Origin of the sequence: Staphylococcus sp. acrmy, from assembly GCF_022690565.1 — a bacterium.
GTDB lineage: Bacteria > Bacillota > Bacilli > Staphylococcales > Staphylococcaceae > Staphylococcus > Staphylococcus caledonicus.
The window spans coordinates 36,862-56,077 of the sequence record NZ_JALCVE010000012.1; the positions used below are offsets into that span (position 1 = coordinate 36,862).

Here is a 19,216-nt window from a genome sequence, read left to right on the forward strand (position 1 = left end):
TAACACCTCTAATAATGAAATTGGGTTTATACAAAGACAATTAAATGAAATATGAGTGAACTTTAAATATTTTGATTATTTAAAATATTTAGTTAATTAAGGTGGTACCGCGCGTCAGCGTCCTTGTAAACAAGGAGGTTGGCGTTTTTTGTGGAGAAAGGATTAAATATGGAATTTTATTATGAAGTTTTAAAGGCAAAAATCACCCCAGAAGTTTTAGGTGATTTAAAAGAAAAGAAAATTATTCTAGAAAGTGCAAGCCAGCAGCAAGTAAAGGGCAGATACTCCATAGTAGCATTTGATAATTATGGGACATTGACACTAACTGACAAAGAATTAAAAATTGCAACTCGTGATACAACTACTGTGATAAGTGATGATCCATATAATTATTTGAAAGACTATATTAACCGCTTCAACCATACAATTACAGATGACAAATTAAAACAATTGCCTTTTATTTCTGGATTTATCGGTGGTTGTAGTTTTGATTTAGTAAGACATGAATTTCCAGTTTTGAAGAAAAAAGTAGTAAATGAAAACAACAAAAATTATGACGTGAGATTTTATATGATCGAAGATGTGTATGTCTTTGACCATTACAAAGAAAACTTGTATGTGATAGCAACTAATCAATTTTCAGGAGATAACAATAAACAGTTAAAAGCTAGAGTGAAAAAGAATATTAAGGCATTGTCTCAAATAAAAGTTTATGAAGAAAACTATATCTTACCGCCTAAACGATCTGAAATAGTTCCTAATATTTCGAATGATAAATTTATAGAAATAGTTAAATACCTAAAGCAAAAAATTACTGAAGGAGATATGTTTCAAGTTGTGCCTTCAAGAATTTATAGTTACCAACATTACTTTGGGCAAGATAAATATCGATTGAGCTATCAATTGTATCAAAATTTAAAACGACAAAATCCTAGTCCATATATGTACTATATCAACATGGATGACGAGATGATTATTGGGAGTTCTCCCGAAAGTTTCGTTGCTGTGCATAATGGAGAAGTTATCACTAATCCAATAGCTGGGACGATTCGAAGAGGCGCAACGCCTGAAGAGGATGACCGAAACGCGCAACAGTTATTAGCAGATGAAAAAGAAAGAAGCGAGCATAGCATGCTAGTAGATTTAGGTCGCAATGATATTCACAGAGTGAGCGTTACTGGTACTTCACAACTAACAAAACTAATGGAAATAGAAAAATATGAACATGTCATCCATCTTGTAAGTGAAGTGAAAGGAAAAATTAAAAAGGAATTGTCTCCTATGACAGTTATAGCCAATTTATTACCAACAGGTACGGTATCTGGTGCCCCAAAACTAAGAGCGATAGAACGTATATATGAAGTTCATCCGTATAAAAGAGGAATTTATAGTGGAGGTATAGGCTACATCAATTGTAATCAAAATTTAGATTTTGCCTTAGCGATAAGAACAATGCTCGTCGATGATACCACTATACAAGTTGAAGCAGGGTGTGGCCTAGTTTATGATTCCGTCCCTGAAAAAGAATTAGAAGAAACGCGATTAAAAGCCAAAAGTTTATTAGAGGTGACACCATGATATTAGTGATAGATAACTATGATTCTTTTACCTATAACTTAGTAGATATCGTCAATCAAATAGAAGAAACCATTATTAAATATCCTGATGATGAAGATGTATTAACTTATACGTCTAAGGTTGACGGCGTCATCATCTCACCTGGGCCGGGACACCCATTAGACACAGATTGTTTAATGAAAATTATTGAAGCATATCAGGCATTGCCTATTTTAGGCGTATGTTTAGGTGCACAAGCCTTAACTTGTTACTACGGAGGCAAGGTTATTCAAGGGGAAAAGGTTATGCATGGCAAGGTAGATACAATGAAGGTAACCCATGAAACAAGGTTATACCAAGGTCTACCTAAACAATTTAAAATTATGCGTTACCATTCACTTGTTAGTGATACCAAAACGTTTCCACCTAATTTAACAATTACTGGCGAAAGTAAAGATGCGCTACAGTCTTTTGAAGACACTCAAAAGCTTCATTACGGTATTCAATACCATCCTGAATCATTCGCGACAGAATTTGGCACTCAAATCATTCAAAATTTCATCAACATCGTTAGTGAAAGGGGCACCATAAATGAAAAATTTAGCTCAACTCAATAAACATCAAACGTTAAATCAACAAGAAATTACCCAATTTATTGAATATTTAATTAATCCATCAATTGATAATGATAAAAAGGTTGAAGCTTTACTACAATTCACAAAGAAAGATATTCAACAACAAGAATTGACTTATGTAGTGAATAGCTTAATACAAATTATGTACCCACAACAACCAACTTACGAAGACAGTATATGTGTATGCGGCACAGGCGGTGATCGATCGAATAGCTTTAATATTTCTACCACAGTAGCATTTGTAGTGGCAAGTGCAGGTGTTCCGGTAATTAAACATGGTAATAAAAGTATAACTTCAAATTCTGGAAGTACAGATTTGCTTCAAGAGTTAGATATTGCTACGACTAATGTGTCGGAAGTGCCTTTTCAAGTACACGAAAAAGGCTTAGCATTTATTAGCGCGACACAATCGTATCCAATAATGAAGTATATTCAACCTCTGAGAAAAATGATAAGTACGCCAACGATATTCAATTTAGTAGGACCATTAATTAATCCTTTCAAATTATCCTATCAAGTGATGGGCGTCTATGATCCTACTAAGTTAAAAATGGTGGCTGAAACTCTAAGAGATTTAGGTCGACGACGCGCTATAGTCGTACATGGCGCAAATGGTATGGATGAAGCATCGCTTTCTGGAGATAACGAAATCTATGAAATAACAGAAAATGGCACCATCGAGCATTATTATTTAAATGCTACAGATTATGGTCTGAAATATGCTGATAATAATGAACTACAAGGTGGCACACCTAAAGACAATAGAACTATCACACTCAACATTCTTAGTGGACACGATAAAACATGCAAAAGAGATGTAGTCGTTCTAAATTCAGCATTAGCGTTTTATGTATCTGGAAAAGTAGAAACGATTAAAGCAGGAATAAAATTAGCTGAGGATTTAATTGATAGTGGCTGTGCCATGAAACAATGTTTAGTCATGGAGGGCAATTAATATGACGATTTTAAACGAGATTGTAAGTTATAAAAAGCAACTGTTAAATGAGGGATATTATGCGTCTAAACTTAAAACATTAAGCGAAATTAACTTGCCTACTAAATCCGTGTTATCGAAGGCCCTAGAAAAGAACAATGATTTGAGTATTATAGCAGAGATAAAATCTAAAAGTCCTTCAGTCAAAGCTTTTCATGAACGTAATTTAGTTCAACAAGTGCAAGATTATGAACGTTACGGTGCGAATGCGATTTCAGTGCTAACCGATGAACAGTACTTCGGGGGAAGCTTTGAAAGGTTACAAAAGCTCTCACTTAAAACTACGTTACCAGTACTATGTAAAGATTTTATCGTAGACCCGCTTCAAATTGATGTTGCTAAAAAAGCTGGCGCATCTATTATATTGTTAATTGTTAATATTTTAACAGATACGCAATTAACGCAATTGTATAACTATGCAACATCTGTAGGGTTAGAAGTATTGGTTGAAGTGCATGATAAAGAAGAACTAGAAAGAGCTTATCATTTAAATGCTAAAATTATTGGAATTAATAATAGAGATTTAAAAACATTTGTAACGAACGTTGAACATACGAATCAAATATTGCAATGTAAGCAACCTGGCCATTACTATATTTCTGAAAGTGGCATTAATTCAGTTGAAGATGTTCAGAACATCGTTAATTCTGGAATCGATGGTTTATTAATTGGCGGTGCCTTGATGAATTGTGATGATTTATCATCATTTATGCCTAACCTTAAGTTACGTAAGGTGAACATATGATATTAAAATTTTGCGGATTTAAGACGGAAGAAGATATCCAGAAAGTCAATTTACTTAATATAGATATGGTCGGCTTTATACATTATCCTAAAAGCAAAAGACATGTTGATATCAGTCATATAAACAAAATGTCACTTCTTATGTCTAATGATATAGATAAAGTTGTGGTAGTAGTGAATCCTACTTTTCAAAAAGTAAAAAATTTAATTGAAAATACAGCAATTAATACGATTCAATTTCATGGAAGAGAATCACCAGAATTTATAAAAAATATTAGGGATAATTTCAAGAATATTAAGATAATTAAAGCGTTGTCAGCTGATCATAAAGTTGCAGAAACTATGAAACTATATAAAGACTTCGTCGATTTATTTATTATTGATACACCTTCAACTCAATATGGAGGTACTGGAGAGTCTTTTGATTGGAGTTTATTAAATCATATTGATATTGAAGTACCTTATTTAATTGCTGGAGGCATAGACGCTAATAAGATTACACAAATAGAGAAAATGGGTCTTAAACATGCAGGTTATGATATCTCGAGCGGTATCGAAATAGCAGGAAATAAAGATAAAAACAAAATGATTACTATCGTTAAACTAGTTAAAGGAGTGTTAAAAAATGAAAAATATACAAACAGAAGCTGATGAATTAGGATTTTTCGGAGAATATGGAGGACAGTATGTACCAGAAACATTGATGCCAGCGATTATCGAATTAAAGCAAGCTTATCAGAAAGCTAAGCAAGATGAAGAATTCCAAAAAGAAATCGCTTATTATTTAAAAGACTACGTAGGTAGAGAAACGCCATTAACATACGCGAAATCCTACACTGAAAAGTTAGGTGGCGCAAAAATATATTTAAAAAGAGAAGATTTAAATCATACAGGAGCACATAAAATTAATAACGCGATAGGACAAGCGTTACTTGCAAAACGTATGGGCAAAAACAAGTTGGTTGCTGAAACTGGCGCAGGGCAACACGGAGTAGCGAGTGCAACCGTTGCAGCACTTTTCGATATGGAACTAGTAGTGTTTATGGGCAGAGAGGACATTAAACGCCAACAACTTAATGTATTTAGATTGGAACTGCTTGGCGCGAAAGTGGAAGCAGTAGATGATGGACAGGGTACATTATCGGATGCGGTAAATAAAGCACTGCAGTATTGGGTGAGCCATGTAGACGATACACATTATTTGCTAGGCTCTGCTTTAGGACCAGATCCGTTTCCAACTATGGTTAGAGATTTCCAAAGTGTCATTGGCCAAGAGATTAAAACTCAAATACTTGATAAAGAAGGGCGTTTACCGGATGCGGTGGTTGCATGTGTGGGTGGCGGTTCCAATTCAATTGGTACGTTCTATCCGTTTATTCAAGATGATGTAAAACTATATGGTATTGAGGCAGCTGGTAAAGGTGTTAATACAGATAAACACGCTCTGGCTATTGGAAAAGGGCGTCCAGGCGTACTTCATGGTTCTAAGATGTACCTTATTCAAGATGATCATGGTCAAATTGAATTAGCACATTCCATCTCAGCAGGTTTAGATTATCCAGGTATTGGACCAGAACATTCATATTATCATGATATAGGAAGAGTTCAATATGAAAATGCTAGCGATGAAGAAGCTATGGAAGCACTTATCCGCTTCAGTCAATGTGAAGGAATTATTCCAGCAATTGAAAGTGCGCATGCACTAAGCTATGTTGAAAAATTAGCTCCAACGATGGATAAGGATCAAGTTATTGTGGTTACTGTTTCAGGTCGTGGAGACAAAGATATGGAAACAATTCGTCAATACACTGAAGAAAGAGGTGATTTACATGACTAAATTATTTATACCTTATTTAATGGGAGCGAAAGGCTTTATCGAAGATGTTAAATTACTAGATAAACATGGTGCCGATATTATAGAAATTGGGGTTCCTTTTTCAGACCCAGTAGCGGATGGACCAGCAATTATGAAGGCAGGTAATAAGGCAATTGAAGATGGCATAACGATTGATTACATCTTTGAAGAATTAGAAAAACATAAAGGTGAAATTAAAAATAAATATGTTTTGATGACTTACTATAATATTATATTGTCTTATGGCGAAGAAGCATTCTTCCAACGATGTCAAAATGTGAATGTTTATGGAGTGATTATTCCAGATTTACCATTTGAATTAACAGAGCAATTGAAAGCCAAAGTGTCTAAATTTTCTGTAAAGATTATTTCGCTTATAGCAATGACCGCTTCCCAAGATAGAATCAAAACAATTGCTGAAAGTGCAGAAGGATTTGTATACACAGTAACTATGAATGCAACAACTGGAGAAAATGGTACGTTTCATCCTGAACTCAAAGAAAAGCTACACAAGATAAAAGAATATACTTCTATTCCAGTAGTAGCTGGCTTTGGTATTCGAACACCTGAACATGTTCGCAGTATAGCTGCTGTAGCAGATGGTATTGTAATCGGAAGTGAAATCGTACGTCGTATTGAGGAAGGGAATACAACGGAATTTGAAGCATATCTAAACGAGATTAGGGCCACACTGGATTCGTATGAATAAATAAGAAATTTAAAATAATAACGTGACTTTTACATTATGATAACTTGTAACCTATTAAATTATCATGAGTGAAATTTATAATCTATGTGATTAGGCAGGGGTTGACTGGAATGAAGATGCATCCAAACTGGACTTTCTTCATCTCTAGTTAACTTTGCCGGGGCGGGACGATAAAATCTTAGAAATTGCATTAGATTTCTATCTCGCTCCCTTGTTTTAATGGTTGGAAAATTAAAGCAAAATGATTTAGAATAAGTGACAAGATAATTACTATAATAGCCTAGAATGTTTATTAAACATTCTAGGCTATTAATTTGCATGTAGTTTAATAATTCTCTTATAGAAATGGTTTCTATTTCAGTTTTATAGTCAACTATTGTATAATTAACGAGATTAGAAAGATAAAAATTTTTATTAATGATACATATAATAATTATTAAAACTATAATGCAAATAGTGAACGTCAAGAGAGAAAGATTCTTTAAAATGGGAGTTATAAAAAAATGAAGTTTACAAATTTAACAGCGACTGAATTCGGTGATTTTACAGATAAAATGCCGTACAGTCATTTTACGCAAACGGTCGAAAATTATGAAGTGAAAGTTGCTGAAAAGACAGAAACCCACCTAGTTGGTATTAAAAACAAGGATAATGAAGTCATTGCAGCATGTATGTTAACAGCAGTGCCTGTAATGAAATTCTTTAAATACTTTTATTCAAATCGTGGGCCTGTGATTGATTATGAAAATAAAGAACTTGTTCACTTCTTCTTTAATGAATTAACTAAATATTTAAAACAACATAACTGTTTGTATGTAAGAGTTGACCCTTATTTACCTTATCAATATCGTAATCATGATGGTGAAATTACAAATGATGCAGGTAATGATTGGCTCTTTGATAAGATGCAGGAGTTAGGATTTGAACACCAAGGATTTACAACAGGTTTCGATTCTCTTTTCCAAATTAGATTCCATTCTGTGCTTGATTTAAAAGATAAAACAGCTAAAGATATTTTGAATAATATGGACAGTTTACGAAAACGCAATACCAAAAAAGTTCAAAAAAATGGTGTTAAAGTTAAATTTTTAACTGAAGAAGAATTGCCAATCTTTAGATCGTTTATGGAAGATACAACAGAAACTAAAGATTTTAAAGATAGAGAAGATAGTTTCTATTACACTCGATTTAAACATTTTAAAGATAGAGTATTAGTCCCATTAGCATACATTAAATTTGATGAATACATTGAAGAACTTCAAAATGAAAGAGAAACATTAAAAAGAGACTTAAATAAAGCTATCAAAGATTTAGAAAAACGTCCTGAAAATAAAAAGGCACAAAATAAACAAGTCAATTTAGAACAACAATTAGAGGCTAATCAACAAAAGATTGATGAAGCAACAGAATTACAAAAGGAACATGGCAATGAATTACCAATTTCAGCTGGTTTCTTCTTTATTAACCCATTCGAAGTGGTTTACTATGCTGGTGGAACGTCTAATAAATACAGACATTTTGCTGGTAGCTATGCGGTTCAATGGACAATGATTAACTATGCCTTAGAGCATGGTATTGATAGATATAATTTCTATGGAATAAGTGGTCATTTCAGTGAAGACGCAGAAGACGCAGGAGTTGTGAAGTTCAAAAAAGGCTTTAACGCAGATGTAATTGAATATGTTGGTGATTTTGTGAAACCAATTAACAAACCAATGTATTCTGTTTATAAGACACTTAAAAGGGTTAAAAAATAGATTTTATTAAGAGGGGATTAGACTAATATGAAATTTACAGAGTTAACAGTAAAAGAGTATGAAAACTTTGTACAAAATCCATCATTAGAAAGTCATTACTTTCAAACTAAAGAAAATATCCAGACCCGTGAAAATGATGGGTTCCAAGTAGTATTGTTAGGAGTTAAAGATGAAAGTAATAAAGTCATTGCTGCTAGTCTTTTTTCTAAAATACCAACTATGGGAAGTTATGTATACTACTCAAACCGTGGACCAGTCATGGACTATTCTGACTTAGGTCTTGCAGACTTCTATTTACGTGAATTAGAAAAGTATCTACATCAACATCAATGTTTATACGTTAAACTTGACCCTTATTGGATTTACCAAATCTATGATAAAGATGTACAACCTGTTGAAGGTCGCGAAAAAAATGATGCGATTGTTAATTTATTTAAATCACACGGCTATAATCATCATGGTTTTACAACTCAATATGATACTTCAAGTCAAGCGAGATGGATGGGCGTCAGCTACTTAAAAGGTGAAACGCCTGCATCGTTAAGAAAACAATTTGATAGCCAGCGTAAACGTAATATAAATAAAGCGATAAACTACGGAGTTAAAGTTAGATTTCTTGGTAGAGATGAATTCCATCTATTCTTAGATTTATATCGTGAAACAGAAGCACGTACTGGATTTGTATCAAAAACTGACGAATATTTCTACAATTTCTTTGATACCTATGGTGATAAAGTTCTTGTTCCACTAGCTTATATTGATTTAGACGAATACATAAAATCATTACAAGACGCTTTAAGTGATAAAGAAAATCGTCGTGATCAAATGATGGCAAAAGAAAATAAAAATGATAAGCAATTAAGAAAAATTGCCGATTTAGATAGCCAAATTGAACACGATAAAAAAGAACTCTTAAACGCGAGCGAATTGCGTCAAACAGATGGTCAAATTCTAAATCTAGCTTCAGGTATTTTCTTTGCGAATGCCTATGAAGTGAATTACTTCTCAGGAGGATCATCAGAGAAATACAACAATTATATGGGGCCATACATGATGCACTGGCACATGATGAACTATTGCTTTGAACATGGTTATGATCGCTATAATTTCTATGGTTTATCTGGTGACTTTACTGAAAATAGTGAGGATTATGGTGTTTATCGCTTTAAACGAGGATTTAATGTTTATATTGAAGAATTGATAGGAGATTTTTATAAACCGATTAATAAAGTGAAATATTGGCTATTCACAACTTTAAATAGTATTCGTAAGAAAATAAAAAAATAACTTTTAAGAAGAGGCTGAGCCATTAATATAAAAAAATGGTTCAGCCTTTAGTTATGGCAGTAGTTGTCTGAAATGAAGGGGTGTTTGAACCTCACGTTCTTCATTTCTAGTCAACCTTGCCGGGGTGGGACGACGAAATCTTTGAAATTACATTAGACTTCTGTCTCGCTCCCTAGATTTCTGTCCCACTCCTATGCTTTTAGCGAAGGTTGAGGGAGAAAGGGAGAGGCGTTGAAATTATACATTCTGCATCTCTCCCCAACCTTGCTAGAGCGAGATAATAAAACCTGCGAAAACTTTAGATTTCAATATCTTGCTTTTTTATCGTAACGAGTGATAGAGACAAGTTACAATATGTTGTAGGTAAAATTCTAGGTGTTATAGCATGTTGATTCCTACAGTTTTATAATAGCACACTTATAATTTTTAACAATAATATTGATAAACTATTTTATTTAGTAAAATTTAAATTATCTGTAAAACGAAAAATTTGGTTAAGTTAACATTTTATCTGAGATAAAACAATCAATATTTATAACGTAATTATTACGATTTGAATAAATGTTGATTTAACGGCCGTATATTAGCAAATTTAATGATTATATTGAAGCTATGTTGATGTTTTCAAACTTATCGGATTATAGTCCGTGAATTTTTCAAAGTATAAGTTACTAATGTCTTAGTCTTGTAATTCGAATTGGCTAATAATTTATTAATGATTAATAAGTATTGTAAGTTAAAGGTTTAGAATTCCAATCAACGTATTCGTACATATAGGCATCATAACAACGAACTAGACAATTTGTTTATCATGATTATATTAAAATTAAAGTTCATATCAAAACGTTAACAGATGATTATACGGCTTAAGAAGTTTAAATGCTCAGAAATCGTCGTGACAGCGTTAAGAATAGCAGTATAGATATTTTTCAATATTTTAGTTTACATAATATATATTATAGGAAGTAATGTATTGAGCTTTAGGGGGCCACTCCTTTTATTATTACTTTAATAATTATTGCTCAAATAAAACATTAATCTTTTCACTACACATTTATATTCGTACGCTTATTACTACGGCATTATGGTAGAATTCTTTATATAACATACATATATACGTATATATGTAATATAAGGAGTTTGTATATGAATATCATCTTCGATATTGATGGCACGGTTTGTTTTGATGGCCGTCATATAGATAAAAGAATTATAGAGCGACTTTCTAGTTTACATAACATAGGACATAAAATTATTTTTGCTTCAGCTAGACCTATACGCGACTTATTACCAGTACTTCCTACACAGTTTCACGAATTTACATTGATTGGCGGCAATGGTTCGATTATTTCTGAAAATAATCATATTCAAACACTAGCTACTATTTCAAATGAAGATTTTGCGCTTATTAAGGAAGTTATTGAAAGATATAATTTAAATTATATTATCGATGATGACTGGAACTATGCTGCTGAAGTAGCAACAACTAATACTATTTATCAACGTTTAGACCCTCATCGTCTTGCTCAAAAGCTTTCAATGAATGACATTCAATCACCTATTAAGACTATTTTATTAAATATTAACGAACACAATTTCAAAGATATTGCTACATATCTAGCTACAAATGGTAAACAACTAGAATTAATTAATCACTCAAATGAATTGAATATCGATATCACTGCTAAACATATTAATAAATATTTTGCTATTACTCATATACTTGGTACAAATCCAACTTATATTGCATTTGGAAATGATCATAATGATATTAAAATGCTCAATCATGCGCAAGCTGCCTATTTTATTAATAACAGTACGATGAGCGCTTATTTATTTGAAAATGAAGAATCAATTACTTTCATTGATGCTAATATTAATTCGGTATGTAAGGTATTAGACAGTTTAATGAGTAGATAATAAGAAGAATAATTGAGATTTTTAATAAATTTTTATTGAAAACGATTATCATTTGCAATTATAATGTTGCCTAGGAGGTTACATTATGAAAAATACATTTAAATTAAGCATATTATTAATTACTACAATATTAATACTTGTAGCATGTAGCAATAAATCTAATTCTACATCTTCCTCTAATAAGGAAACCATTACAGTTGAGAACACTTATGAATTTAAAGATCAAAAACACACGCATAGCAGTGGCGAAAGTAAGACTCAGAAAGTTAAGGTCCCTGTTGATCCTGATCGTGTAGCTGTATTAGACTACGGTGCGTTAGATATCATGCAACAAATGGGATTACAAGACAAAATAGTGTCTATTGCTAAAGGTAAAGGGGCGTCATTTCTACCCTCTTCCCTTTCTGAATTTAAAAACAGTAAATACGCTAATTTAGGTAATCCTGGAAGACCTAATTATGATACGTTAGCTAAATCTAAACCTGACGTAATATTTGCTTCTTTTAGACAAGCTCATACAAAAACCCTAGATGAAATGAAGAAAGCAGCGCCTAATGCTAAGATATTATTTGTTAGTCCTGATAATAATGACTATATTCATTCTATTAAAGATCATACAACATTATTAGGGAAAATTTTCAAAAAAGAAGATAAGGCCAAGGAGCTTAATAATAAATTAAGCAATAAAGTAAAAGATACTAAAGAGGCAATTAATAATGATACGGTTCTATTTTTAAATGTAGATGATAAAGGAATTAAAGCCTTTGGTTCTACAGGTCGATTTGGTGGCTTCTTAAATAAGGATTTAGGTATTCAGCATGCTGATAAAAATATGAAAGAGAATTCAGCGGGTAATACAGTTACTTATGAATATTTGAATAAAGTTAATCCAGATAAATTATTGGTTATAGATCGTACGAAAAATGGTAATGACAAAACCTTACCATCAGTGTTGAACAACGATGTAATTAAAAATATGAAAGCAGTAAAAAATAATCAAATCTATCAATTCGAAACAAATGCGTGGTATTTCAGTGAAGGCGGTATTCATACTACTATTGAACAATTAGATAAAATCGAAAAAGCGTTTAAAAAGTAAGGGATTCTCCTTCACTTTTTACTAAATAAATAGAGCGAGTTAGTCACAAAAAGTGGCCTACTCGCTCTATTAGTTTTATCTTCTATCACGACGACGATATTGAGGTTCATCGTGCTCGTATTTCTGAATTTCTTTTTCTAATTGTATCTTTTTACGTTCGCGACGCCAATTTTTGGTGAAATACCATAATAAGAAACTAATGATTAAACTGATGATTGCTAAAAAAGCTGCATAACCTAATAATGGTTGGAATGAAATATCATAAAAATTTGGTATAAAGAATGCTAAAACAGCTAACACTACAAATGTGATGACTGCAGCTGCGAACCACTTTTTCAAAACAAGTGAACAAAAAACAGTTAAAATAATCATTGCTATTATAGTAACCCAAAGATAATTTGGCATATCAAAAATAGTCATATTACTCTCCTAACATAATAAAATGAATTATTAACTCATGATACAATATTATTTAAATAAATTATACACCTTTCTATAAATCATCAACTCAGGCTAAAGGCTTAATAATGAGTTCGAAAAAAATATTGTGTATAATATGCGTAAGACTTAGTTTAGGGAGTGATATATATGTCAACAGGATTACCATCTAAAAAAGATATTCCGACACAAGAAACATGGGACTTAAAAGACTTATTTGAAAGTGATGAACAGTTTTATACTACTTTAAAAGAAGTATTACAGGCTTCTAAAGCATTTAATCAAACATATAAAGATAAAATAGAAGCAAGTATAGTTGAAAAAGTATTAGCTGAACTTGAAGAAATACTTATACAGTTAGACCGTTTAGGTAACTATGCTGAACTAAGATTAAGCGTGGATACTACAAGTGAAGATGCTCAAATACTAAGCGCTAAATTATCTACCAGTTACGGTAAAATAGCGAGTCAATTATCCTTCGTAGAATCTGAAATTTTACTATTACCAAGTAGCGAAATTGAAAGTATAATGGCTAATTCAGAAGTTCCTCACTATCTTGAAAAGTTAATTGAAAGAAAACCATATCAATTATCACCAGAAGTTGAAGAAGTGTTAGCAAGTCTGTCGCCTACTTTTCAAAGTGCATATGAACTATATGGAACTACTAAAATGTTAGATATCGCATTTGAATCGTTTGAACATAACCACATTAATTATCCAATGGATTACGCTACGTTTGAAAATGAATACGAAGACAATGCAGATCCTGAATTCAGAAGAAAAAGTTTTGAAAGTTTTAATAATGCGTTACGTAAGTATCAACATACGACTGCTGCTACTTATAATCAGCATGTACAACAAGAAAAAATTGAAGCTGATCTCAGAGGTTATGATTCAGTCATTGATTACTTATTACATGACCAAGAAGTGACTCGTGAAATGTACGACCGTCAAATTGATGTAATTATGAGTGATTTAGCCCCTGTGATGCAGAAATATGCGAAGTTATTACAACGAATTCATGGCCTTGATAAAATGCGTTTTGAAGACTTAAAAATTTCAGTAGATCCTAGTTATGAACCTGAAATTTCAATAGAAGATTCTAAAAAGTATATTCATGGTGCATTAGATGTACTTGGTGATGATTACGCACAAATGATTGATAATGCTTATAATCAACGTTGGATTGACTTTGCTCAAAATAAAGGGAAAGACACAGGAGCTTATTGTGCTAGTCCTTATTTTACTCACTCATATGTTTTCATTTCATGGACTGGTAAAATGGCTGAAACGTTTGTATTGGCACATGAGTTAGGCCACGCAGGACATTTCACTCTTGCGCAACAACACCAAAAACTATTAGATTCTGAAGCATCTATGTATTTCGTTGAAGCACCTTCAACAATGAATGAGATGTTAATGGCCAATTATTTATTTAGCAACAGTGAAGACCCTAAATTTAAACGTTGGGTGATTGGTTCAATATTATCCCGTACGTATTATCATAATATGGTAACTCACCTACTTGAAGCGGCCTATCAACGTGAAGTTTATCGTAAAGTCGATAATGGTGAATCGTTAACAGCTCCGGTACTTAATTCTATTATGCGAGATGTTTACGAACAATTCTTTGGCGACGCGGTTGAATTAACGAACAGTGCCGAATTAACATGGATGCGCCAACCTCACTATTATATGGGATTATATTCATATACTTATTCTGCCGGATTAACTATTGGTACAGTTGTTTCTCAGAAAATTAAACAAGAAGGCCAACCTGCAGTAGATGCTTGGTTAAATACACTTAAAGCTGGTGGTAGCAAATCTCCAGTAGAACTTGCTAAAATTGCTGGCGTGGATATCACTACTGACGCTCCATTAAAAGCAACCATTAAGTATATTTCTGAACTAGTTAATGAAGTCGAAACCTTAACGGATCAAATAGAACAACAAAATTAATGATATTATGAAAGACCTGCTATTCATCATTCAATGAGTAGCAGGTCTTTTACGTTCTATTTATTTGGGTTATTATGAAGAAAATTTATTCGTAGTATTCACCAGTAAAGTAGTAATAAACACTCTCAGCAATATTACTTACATGATCCCCTACGCGTTCTAAGTTACGCGCAGCTAAATGTGCTTGTCCAGCTACAAATGGATCATTATCAATAAGATACGTCGTATTAACAATATTGACATATAAATCGTCGATATCATGATCACGTTCAATGATTTCTTTAATTAGAGTGATATCCTCATTTTTAAAAGCATTATCTAAGTCTTGTAACATCAGCATAGCCAATTTCCCCATTGTTTTTAATCGTGTTAATACATAAGGGTCTGTGATCTTCACACGTAAACGGATATGTGCGATATTTGCCGCGTTATCTCCCATACGCTCAAAATCAGTTGAAATTTTTAATGCCGACATCATCATTCTTAAATCTGTAGCAATCGGCTGCTGTTTAGTAATTAGCATAATTACTTTTTCATTAATTTCGTAATCTAGGTTATTAATCGTTTTATCTTTTTCAATAATCTCTCTTGCAAAATTTCTATCATTTTCACTTAACGACACTAATGCATTTTCGATATTAAAATAAACACGAAGACCAAGTCGACGAATATCTTTAATTAAATCGCCAAGTTGGCCTTCGTATTTCTGTCTAATAATGGCCATTATCGAATATCAACCAAAACGTCCTGAAATGTAGTCTTCAGTTTGTTTATCAGAAGGATTAGAGAAAATTTTATCAGTGTCGTCGTATTCGTTAACATAACCATTAAGGAAGAATGCAGTTTTATCAGATACACGTGCAGCTTGTTGCATGTTGTGTGTAACAATAATAATAGAGTAACGTTCTTTTAATTCTTGAACTAACTCTTCCACTCTTAAAGTAGAAATTGGGTCTAATGCTGATGTAGGCTCATCCATTAAGATGACGTCTGGTTCGATTGCTAAACATCTAGCAATACAAACACGTTGTTGTTGTCCACCAGATAAGCCATAAGCATTTGTGTGTAATCTATCTTTCAATTCATCCCATATTGCAGCGCCACGCAATGATTTTTCTACGATTTCATCAAGTAATTTTTTGTCTTTAATACCATGTGTTTTAGGTCCGTAAGTAATATTATCGTAAATTGATTTAGGGAATGGGTTAGGCTGTTGGAAGACCATTCCTACATTAGTTCTTAATTTTTCTTTTGAATAATTTTCATCAAAAATATTTTGGTCACGATATAAAATTTTACCGGCAGTTTTCACAGAAGGTACTAATTCTACCATACGGTTTAATGCTTTAATGTATGTTGATTTACCACAACCAGAAGGTCCGATAATGGCAGTAACATTATTTTCTAAAATATCTAAATTGATATTTTGTAATGCATGTGTATCTCCATACCATAAATCTAAATTTTGAGTAGAATAAACGACTTTTTTATCGCTATCATTATGTTGAATGTGTTGGTGCTCATTTGAAGAAACGACTGTTGAAACAGGTTCTTGTGAACGATCAGTGTGTTCTGCTACTTCTTGTTTTTTCTCTTTTAAGTTTGTATTTGTCATTATTAAAACTCCTTTTATATCTGAGAGAAGGAAGTTTCTTTAACATCGCCTTCTCTATTCCCTAATTTAAGCTATGTGTAGTTGTATTAGTATTAATATTTTCTAGAGAACTTATTACGTAAGAATATCGCTACGCCGTTCATTAATAATAAGATAACAAGTAATACGATAATCGCTCCTGAAGCGACGTTTTGGAATTCAGCTTGAGGCATTTTAGCCCAAGTATAGATTTGCGTTGGTAACGCAGTGAACATTGACATGATACTTGTTGGTGTTGCTAATAAAATGGTTGGAATACCGATTAAAACTAAAGGTGCTGTTTCACCTAATGCACGAGATAGAGACAAGATGAAACCTGTTAAGATACCAGGTAATGATGCTGGTAATACGACACGTCTAATAGTTTGCCATTTATTAGCACCTAAACCATATGAAGCTTCACGTACTGAATTAGGTACTGCGCGAATTGCTTCCTGACTTGAAACAATAATGATTGGTAGTATAAGTAGAGACATGGTTAATGCTGCTGCGATAACGCTGTTACCTAATGATAAGGCCTCAATACCTCCACCACGTACGAATAGAGTTAAACCTAATAAACCGAAGACGATTGAAGGTACACCTGCTAAGTTAGAAATACTGATTTTCACGAAACTAGTGAAGAAATTATCTTTGGCATATTCTTCTAAGTAAATTGCTGTCCCTACACCTAAAATAATTGAAATAGGAATGATACTTAGCATTAACCAGATAGTTCCCGCTAAGGCCCCTTTAATACCTGCTTGTGATGGTGTAGAAGAAGAGAAACTTGTAAAGAACTCGGGTGTTAAATAACCAATCCCTTTAACAAGCGTTTGAACGAGTAATGCTACAAGGACAAGTAGTGCAATCACTATACAAGTGAAAAACAACCATTTATTAAGTTTATTTTTTTTACTACGACTCGTTATATTCTTTTCAACTTTGTTTTGGTCTACTAACGTTTTTGAGTTAGCATCTGTAGTAGCTGTCATATTAATACTCCTCTCTGAAGCGTTTAGAAATCCAATATGAGATTAAGTTCATGATTAGTGTGAATACAAATAATGTAAAACCAACAGCATAAATACTGTAGTACATATCTGAACCAAAAGTTGCGTCCCCAGTTGCAACTTCTACAATATAACCAGTCATTGTTTGGATAGAACTAGTTAAACTTAATGAAGATGTTGGTGAACTACCAGCTGCTAATGATACAATCATTGTTTCCCCGATAGCTCTTGAAATACCTAATACGATAGATGCAACAACTCCTGAAGCGGCCGCCGGTAAAACTACTTTTGTAGCTACTTCAAATCTAGTAGAACCTAATCCATAAGCACCTTCACGAATTTTTGAAGGAACAGATGCCATAGCATCTTCACTCATACTTGTAATAACTGGAACAATCATGATTCCTACTACAATCCCAGGACTAATAGAGTTAAAACTATCAAGGCCAGGAATAATTGTTCTAATAATTGGTGTTACAAAAGTTAATGCAAAGAAACCAAAAACAATAGTTGGAATACCTGCTAAGATTTCAAGAATCGGTTTAATAATACGACGTGCTTTATCACTTGCATATTCACTTAAGTAAATTGCAGCGCCTAAACCAATTGGGACGGCTACGATTGTAGCGATAACTGTAATTTTCAATGTTCCAAGAATTAATGCCCAAATACCATATTTAGGATCAGAGCCTGTTGGGTTCCAATTTTTAGTAAATAAGAATTCAGCTAATGATACTCGTGTAAAGAATGTAATCGTTTCAGTTACTAGCGTAAATAAGATACCAATTGTAGTTAAGATAGAGATAGCAGCTATAATTCCTAAAACAATGGGAACAATTTTATCACTGAAACCACCCTTTTTGGCGTTATTCTTAGCTATCAATTCTCTAACATTTGTTTCTGATGCCATATATAACCCTCTCTTTTTCTCCCAATGTATAAAAAAGAGCGAGAAATTATCAGGTAAATAATGAGTTCAAATTAATCTACAACATTTTAACAATCACCCATATAATCGAGAACAAGGTAGCGGTAATGCCACCTTGTCCTCCCCCTTGAATAATTTCCAGCCCTTTGATATTAAAATTGATTATTATTTATCTGAATCTTTGTCATATTTTTTTAGTTCTTTTAATTCATCTTTGTAAGTTTTTTCTGGAGAAGCTACATAACCAGCATCTTCAGCCGCTTTACCTTTATCTTCTAAAGTGAATTTAATGAATTCTCTCATTACATCATTTTCTTTTAATGATTTTTCTTTAACATATAAGAATAATGGTCTACTTAAAGCGTAAGAGCCTTCTTTGATTGTTTTCTTAGTTGGTTCAGTTGCTTTACCTTTGTCGTCTTTGATTTTAACTTCTTTTAATTTATCTTTATTTTGTTCATAGAAGTTATAACCGAAGTAACCAATACCTTGTTTGTTCTTTTCAACTGATTGAACGATTACGTTAGTGTCACCGTTTTTCTCAGCTTTGATATCTTCTTTATCCATTACTTCTTCTTCAAAGAAGTCATAAGTACCATGACTTGAGTTTGGAGAAAAGGCTTTAATTTCTTTATCTGGCCAACTTGAGTTTACATCTTTCCAAGTTTTAGCTTCGCCAGTGTTGATT

18 protein-coding genes are annotated in these 19,216 nt (G+C 32.8%); 12 read left to right on the forward strand and 6 right to left on the reverse strand.

From position 1 onward, the window contains the following. Nucleotides 1-168 precede the first annotated feature (168 nt). From FH144_RS10875 to FH144_RS10925, 11 genes are all read left to right on the forward strand, one after another. Nucleotides 169-1,578 (forward strand): anthranilate synthase component I, encoded by a 1,410-nt coding sequence (locus tag FH144_RS10875; RefSeq protein WP_242315854.1) that lies wholly within the window; start codon nt 169-171, stop codon nt 1,576-1,578. Beyond that, nucleotides 1,575-2,174: an anthranilate synthase component II gene (locus FH144_RS10880; RefSeq protein ID WP_242315822.1), complete on the forward strand. Its 600-nt coding sequence runs from the start codon at nt 1,575-1,577 to the stop codon at nt 2,172-2,174. Before FH144_RS10875 ends, FH144_RS10880 begins: the two co-directional genes overlap by 4 nt. After that, nucleotides 2,149-3,147, forward strand: coding sequence for an anthranilate phosphoribosyltransferase (gene trpD, locus FH144_RS10885; RefSeq protein ID WP_242315824.1), 999 nt, complete (start codon nt 2,149-2,151; stop codon nt 3,145-3,147). The genes FH144_RS10880 and trpD overlap by 26 nt, the downstream gene beginning before the upstream one ends. A gap of 1 nt (nt 3,148) precedes the next feature. Next, nucleotides 3,149-3,931, forward strand: a complete 783-nt coding sequence (gene trpC / locus FH144_RS10890) for an indole-3-glycerol phosphate synthase TrpC (protein WP_242315826.1) — start codon at nt 3,149-3,151, stop codon at nt 3,929-3,931. Continuing rightward, entirely contained in the window at nt 3,928-4,581 is a 654-nt protein-coding gene (locus FH144_RS10895) for a phosphoribosylanthranilate isomerase (RefSeq protein ID WP_242315828.1), read from the forward strand. Before trpC ends, FH144_RS10895 begins: the two co-directional genes overlap by 4 nt. Further along, complete coding sequence (gene trpB, locus FH144_RS10900; protein WP_242315831.1) at nt 4,556-5,767, forward strand: tryptophan synthase subunit beta; 1,212 nt, start codon at nt 4,556-4,558, stop codon at nt 5,765-5,767. Before FH144_RS10895 ends, trpB begins: the two co-directional genes overlap by 26 nt. Then, the gene (trpA, locus tag FH144_RS10905; protein ID WP_242315832.1) at nt 5,760-6,494 is read left to right on the forward strand and encodes a tryptophan synthase subunit alpha; all 735 of its coding nucleotides are present in this window, start codon (nt 5,760-5,762) and stop codon (nt 6,492-6,494) included. The genes trpB and trpA overlap by 8 nt, the downstream gene beginning before the upstream one ends. A 503-nt stretch (nt 6,495-6,997) precedes the next feature. Then, nucleotides 6,998-8,251: an aminoacyltransferase gene (locus tag FH144_RS10910; protein ID WP_242315834.1), complete on the forward strand. Its 1,254-nt coding sequence runs from the start codon at nt 6,998-7,000 to the stop codon at nt 8,249-8,251. 27 nt (nt 8,252-8,278) lie between these two features. Beyond that, nucleotides 8,279-9,538, forward strand: coding sequence for an aminoacyltransferase (locus tag FH144_RS10915; RefSeq protein ID WP_242315836.1), 1,260 nt, complete (start codon nt 8,279-8,281; stop codon nt 9,536-9,538). 1,146 nt (nt 9,539-10,684) lie between these two features. Then, nucleotides 10,685-11,458 (forward strand): HAD-IIB family hydrolase, encoded by a 774-nt coding sequence (locus FH144_RS10920; protein ID WP_242315838.1) that lies wholly within the window; start codon nt 10,685-10,687, stop codon nt 11,456-11,458. 85 nt (nt 11,459-11,543) lie between these two features. Beyond that, on the forward strand, nt 11,544-12,557 hold the full coding sequence (locus FH144_RS10925) for a siderophore ABC transporter substrate-binding protein (protein ID WP_242315840.1): 1,014 nt from the start codon (nt 11,544-11,546) through the stop codon (nt 12,555-12,557). A 75-nt stretch (nt 12,558-12,632) separates the two neighbouring features. On the opposite strand, the gene FH144_RS10930 is transcribed toward FH144_RS10925, so the two are convergent. Further along, nucleotides 12,633-12,977: a hypothetical protein gene (locus FH144_RS10930; protein ID WP_242315841.1), complete on the reverse strand. Its 345-nt coding sequence runs from the start codon at nt 12,975-12,977 to the stop codon at nt 12,633-12,635. A gap of 168 nt (nt 12,978-13,145) precedes the next feature. Between FH144_RS10930 and pepF the strand changes: the two genes are divergently transcribed. Beyond that, nucleotides 13,146-14,954, forward strand: a complete 1,809-nt coding sequence (gene pepF, locus FH144_RS10935; RefSeq protein WP_242315844.1) for an oligoendopeptidase F — start codon at nt 13,146-13,148, stop codon at nt 14,952-14,954. 85 nt (nt 14,955-15,039) lie between these two features. Here the strand turns inward: pepF and phoU are convergent, their stop codons facing one another. The 5 genes from phoU to FH144_RS10960 all read right to left on the reverse strand — a co-directional run. Next, nucleotides 15,040-15,678, reverse strand: a complete 639-nt coding sequence (gene phoU, locus FH144_RS10940) for a phosphate signaling complex protein PhoU (protein ID WP_242315846.1) — start codon at nt 15,676-15,678, stop codon at nt 15,040-15,042. A 9-nt stretch (nt 15,679-15,687) separates the two neighbouring features. Continuing rightward, nucleotides 15,688-16,569 carry a phosphate ABC transporter ATP-binding protein PstB gene (gene pstB, locus FH144_RS10945; RefSeq protein ID WP_107507951.1) on the reverse strand — a complete coding sequence of 294 codons (882 nt, stop codon included), beginning with the start codon at nt 16,567-16,569 and terminating at the stop codon, nt 15,688-15,690. Nucleotides 16,570-16,661: 92 nt separating this feature from the next. Then, entirely contained in the window at nt 16,662-17,582 is a 921-nt protein-coding gene (pstA, locus tag FH144_RS10950; protein ID WP_107507950.1) for a phosphate ABC transporter permease PstA, read from the reverse strand. A gap of 1 nt (nt 17,583) precedes the next feature. After that, nucleotides 17,584-18,510, reverse strand: coding sequence for a phosphate ABC transporter permease subunit PstC (pstC, locus tag FH144_RS10955; protein ID WP_242315848.1), 927 nt, complete (start codon nt 18,508-18,510; stop codon nt 17,584-17,586). A 183-nt stretch (nt 18,511-18,693) separates the two neighbouring features. Then, nucleotides 18,694-19,216 (reverse strand): substrate-binding domain-containing protein (locus FH144_RS10960; RefSeq protein ID WP_242315850.1); only part of this gene is annotated, 523 nt, incomplete at its 5' end.

Coding starts and splice junctions, on each gene's coding strand:
- FH144_RS10875 (WP_242315854.1), top strand. CDS start 169: ATGGAATTTTATTATGAAGTTTTAAAGGCAAAAATCACCCCAGAAGTT.
- FH144_RS10880 (WP_242315822.1), top strand. CDS start 1,575: ATGATATTAGTGATAGATAACTATGATTCTTTTACCTATAACTTAGTA.
- trpD (WP_242315824.1), top strand. CDS start 2,149: ATGAAAAATTTAGCTCAACTCAATAAACATCAAACGTTAAATCAACAA.
- trpC (WP_242315826.1), top strand. CDS start 3,149: ATGACGATTTTAAACGAGATTGTAAGTTATAAAAAGCAACTGTTAAAT.
- FH144_RS10895 (WP_242315828.1), top strand. CDS start 3,928: ATGATATTAAAATTTTGCGGATTTAAGACGGAAGAAGATATCCAGAAA.
- trpB (WP_242315831.1), top strand. CDS start 4,556: ATGAAAAATATACAAACAGAAGCTGATGAATTAGGATTTTTCGGAGAA.
- trpA (WP_242315832.1), top strand. CDS start 5,760: ATGACTAAATTATTTATACCTTATTTAATGGGAGCGAAAGGCTTTATC.
- FH144_RS10910 (WP_242315834.1), top strand. CDS start 6,998: ATGAAGTTTACAAATTTAACAGCGACTGAATTCGGTGATTTTACAGAT.
- FH144_RS10915 (WP_242315836.1), top strand. CDS start 8,279: ATGAAATTTACAGAGTTAACAGTAAAAGAGTATGAAAACTTTGTACAA.
- FH144_RS10920 (WP_242315838.1), top strand. CDS start 10,685: ATGAATATCATCTTCGATATTGATGGCACGGTTTGTTTTGATGGCCGT.
- FH144_RS10925 (WP_242315840.1), top strand. CDS start 11,544: ATGAAAAATACATTTAAATTAAGCATATTATTAATTACTACAATATTA.
- FH144_RS10930 (WP_242315841.1), bottom strand. CDS start 12,977: ATGACTATTTTTGATATGCCAAATTATCTTTGGGTTACTATAATAGCA.
- pepF (WP_242315844.1), top strand. CDS start 13,146: ATGTCAACAGGATTACCATCTAAAAAAGATATTCCGACACAAGAAACA.
- phoU (WP_242315846.1), bottom strand. CDS start 15,678: ATGGCCATTATTAGACAGAAATACGAAGGCCAACTTGGCGATTTAATT.
- pstB (WP_107507951.1), bottom strand. CDS start 16,569: ATGACAAATACAAACTTAAAAGAGAAAAAACAAGAAGTAGCAGAACAC.
- pstA (WP_107507950.1), bottom strand. CDS start 17,582: ATGACAGCTACTACAGATGCTAACTCAAAAACGTTAGTAGACCAAAAC.
- pstC (WP_242315848.1), bottom strand. CDS start 18,510: ATGGCATCAGAAACAAATGTTAGAGAATTGATAGCTAAGAATAACGCC.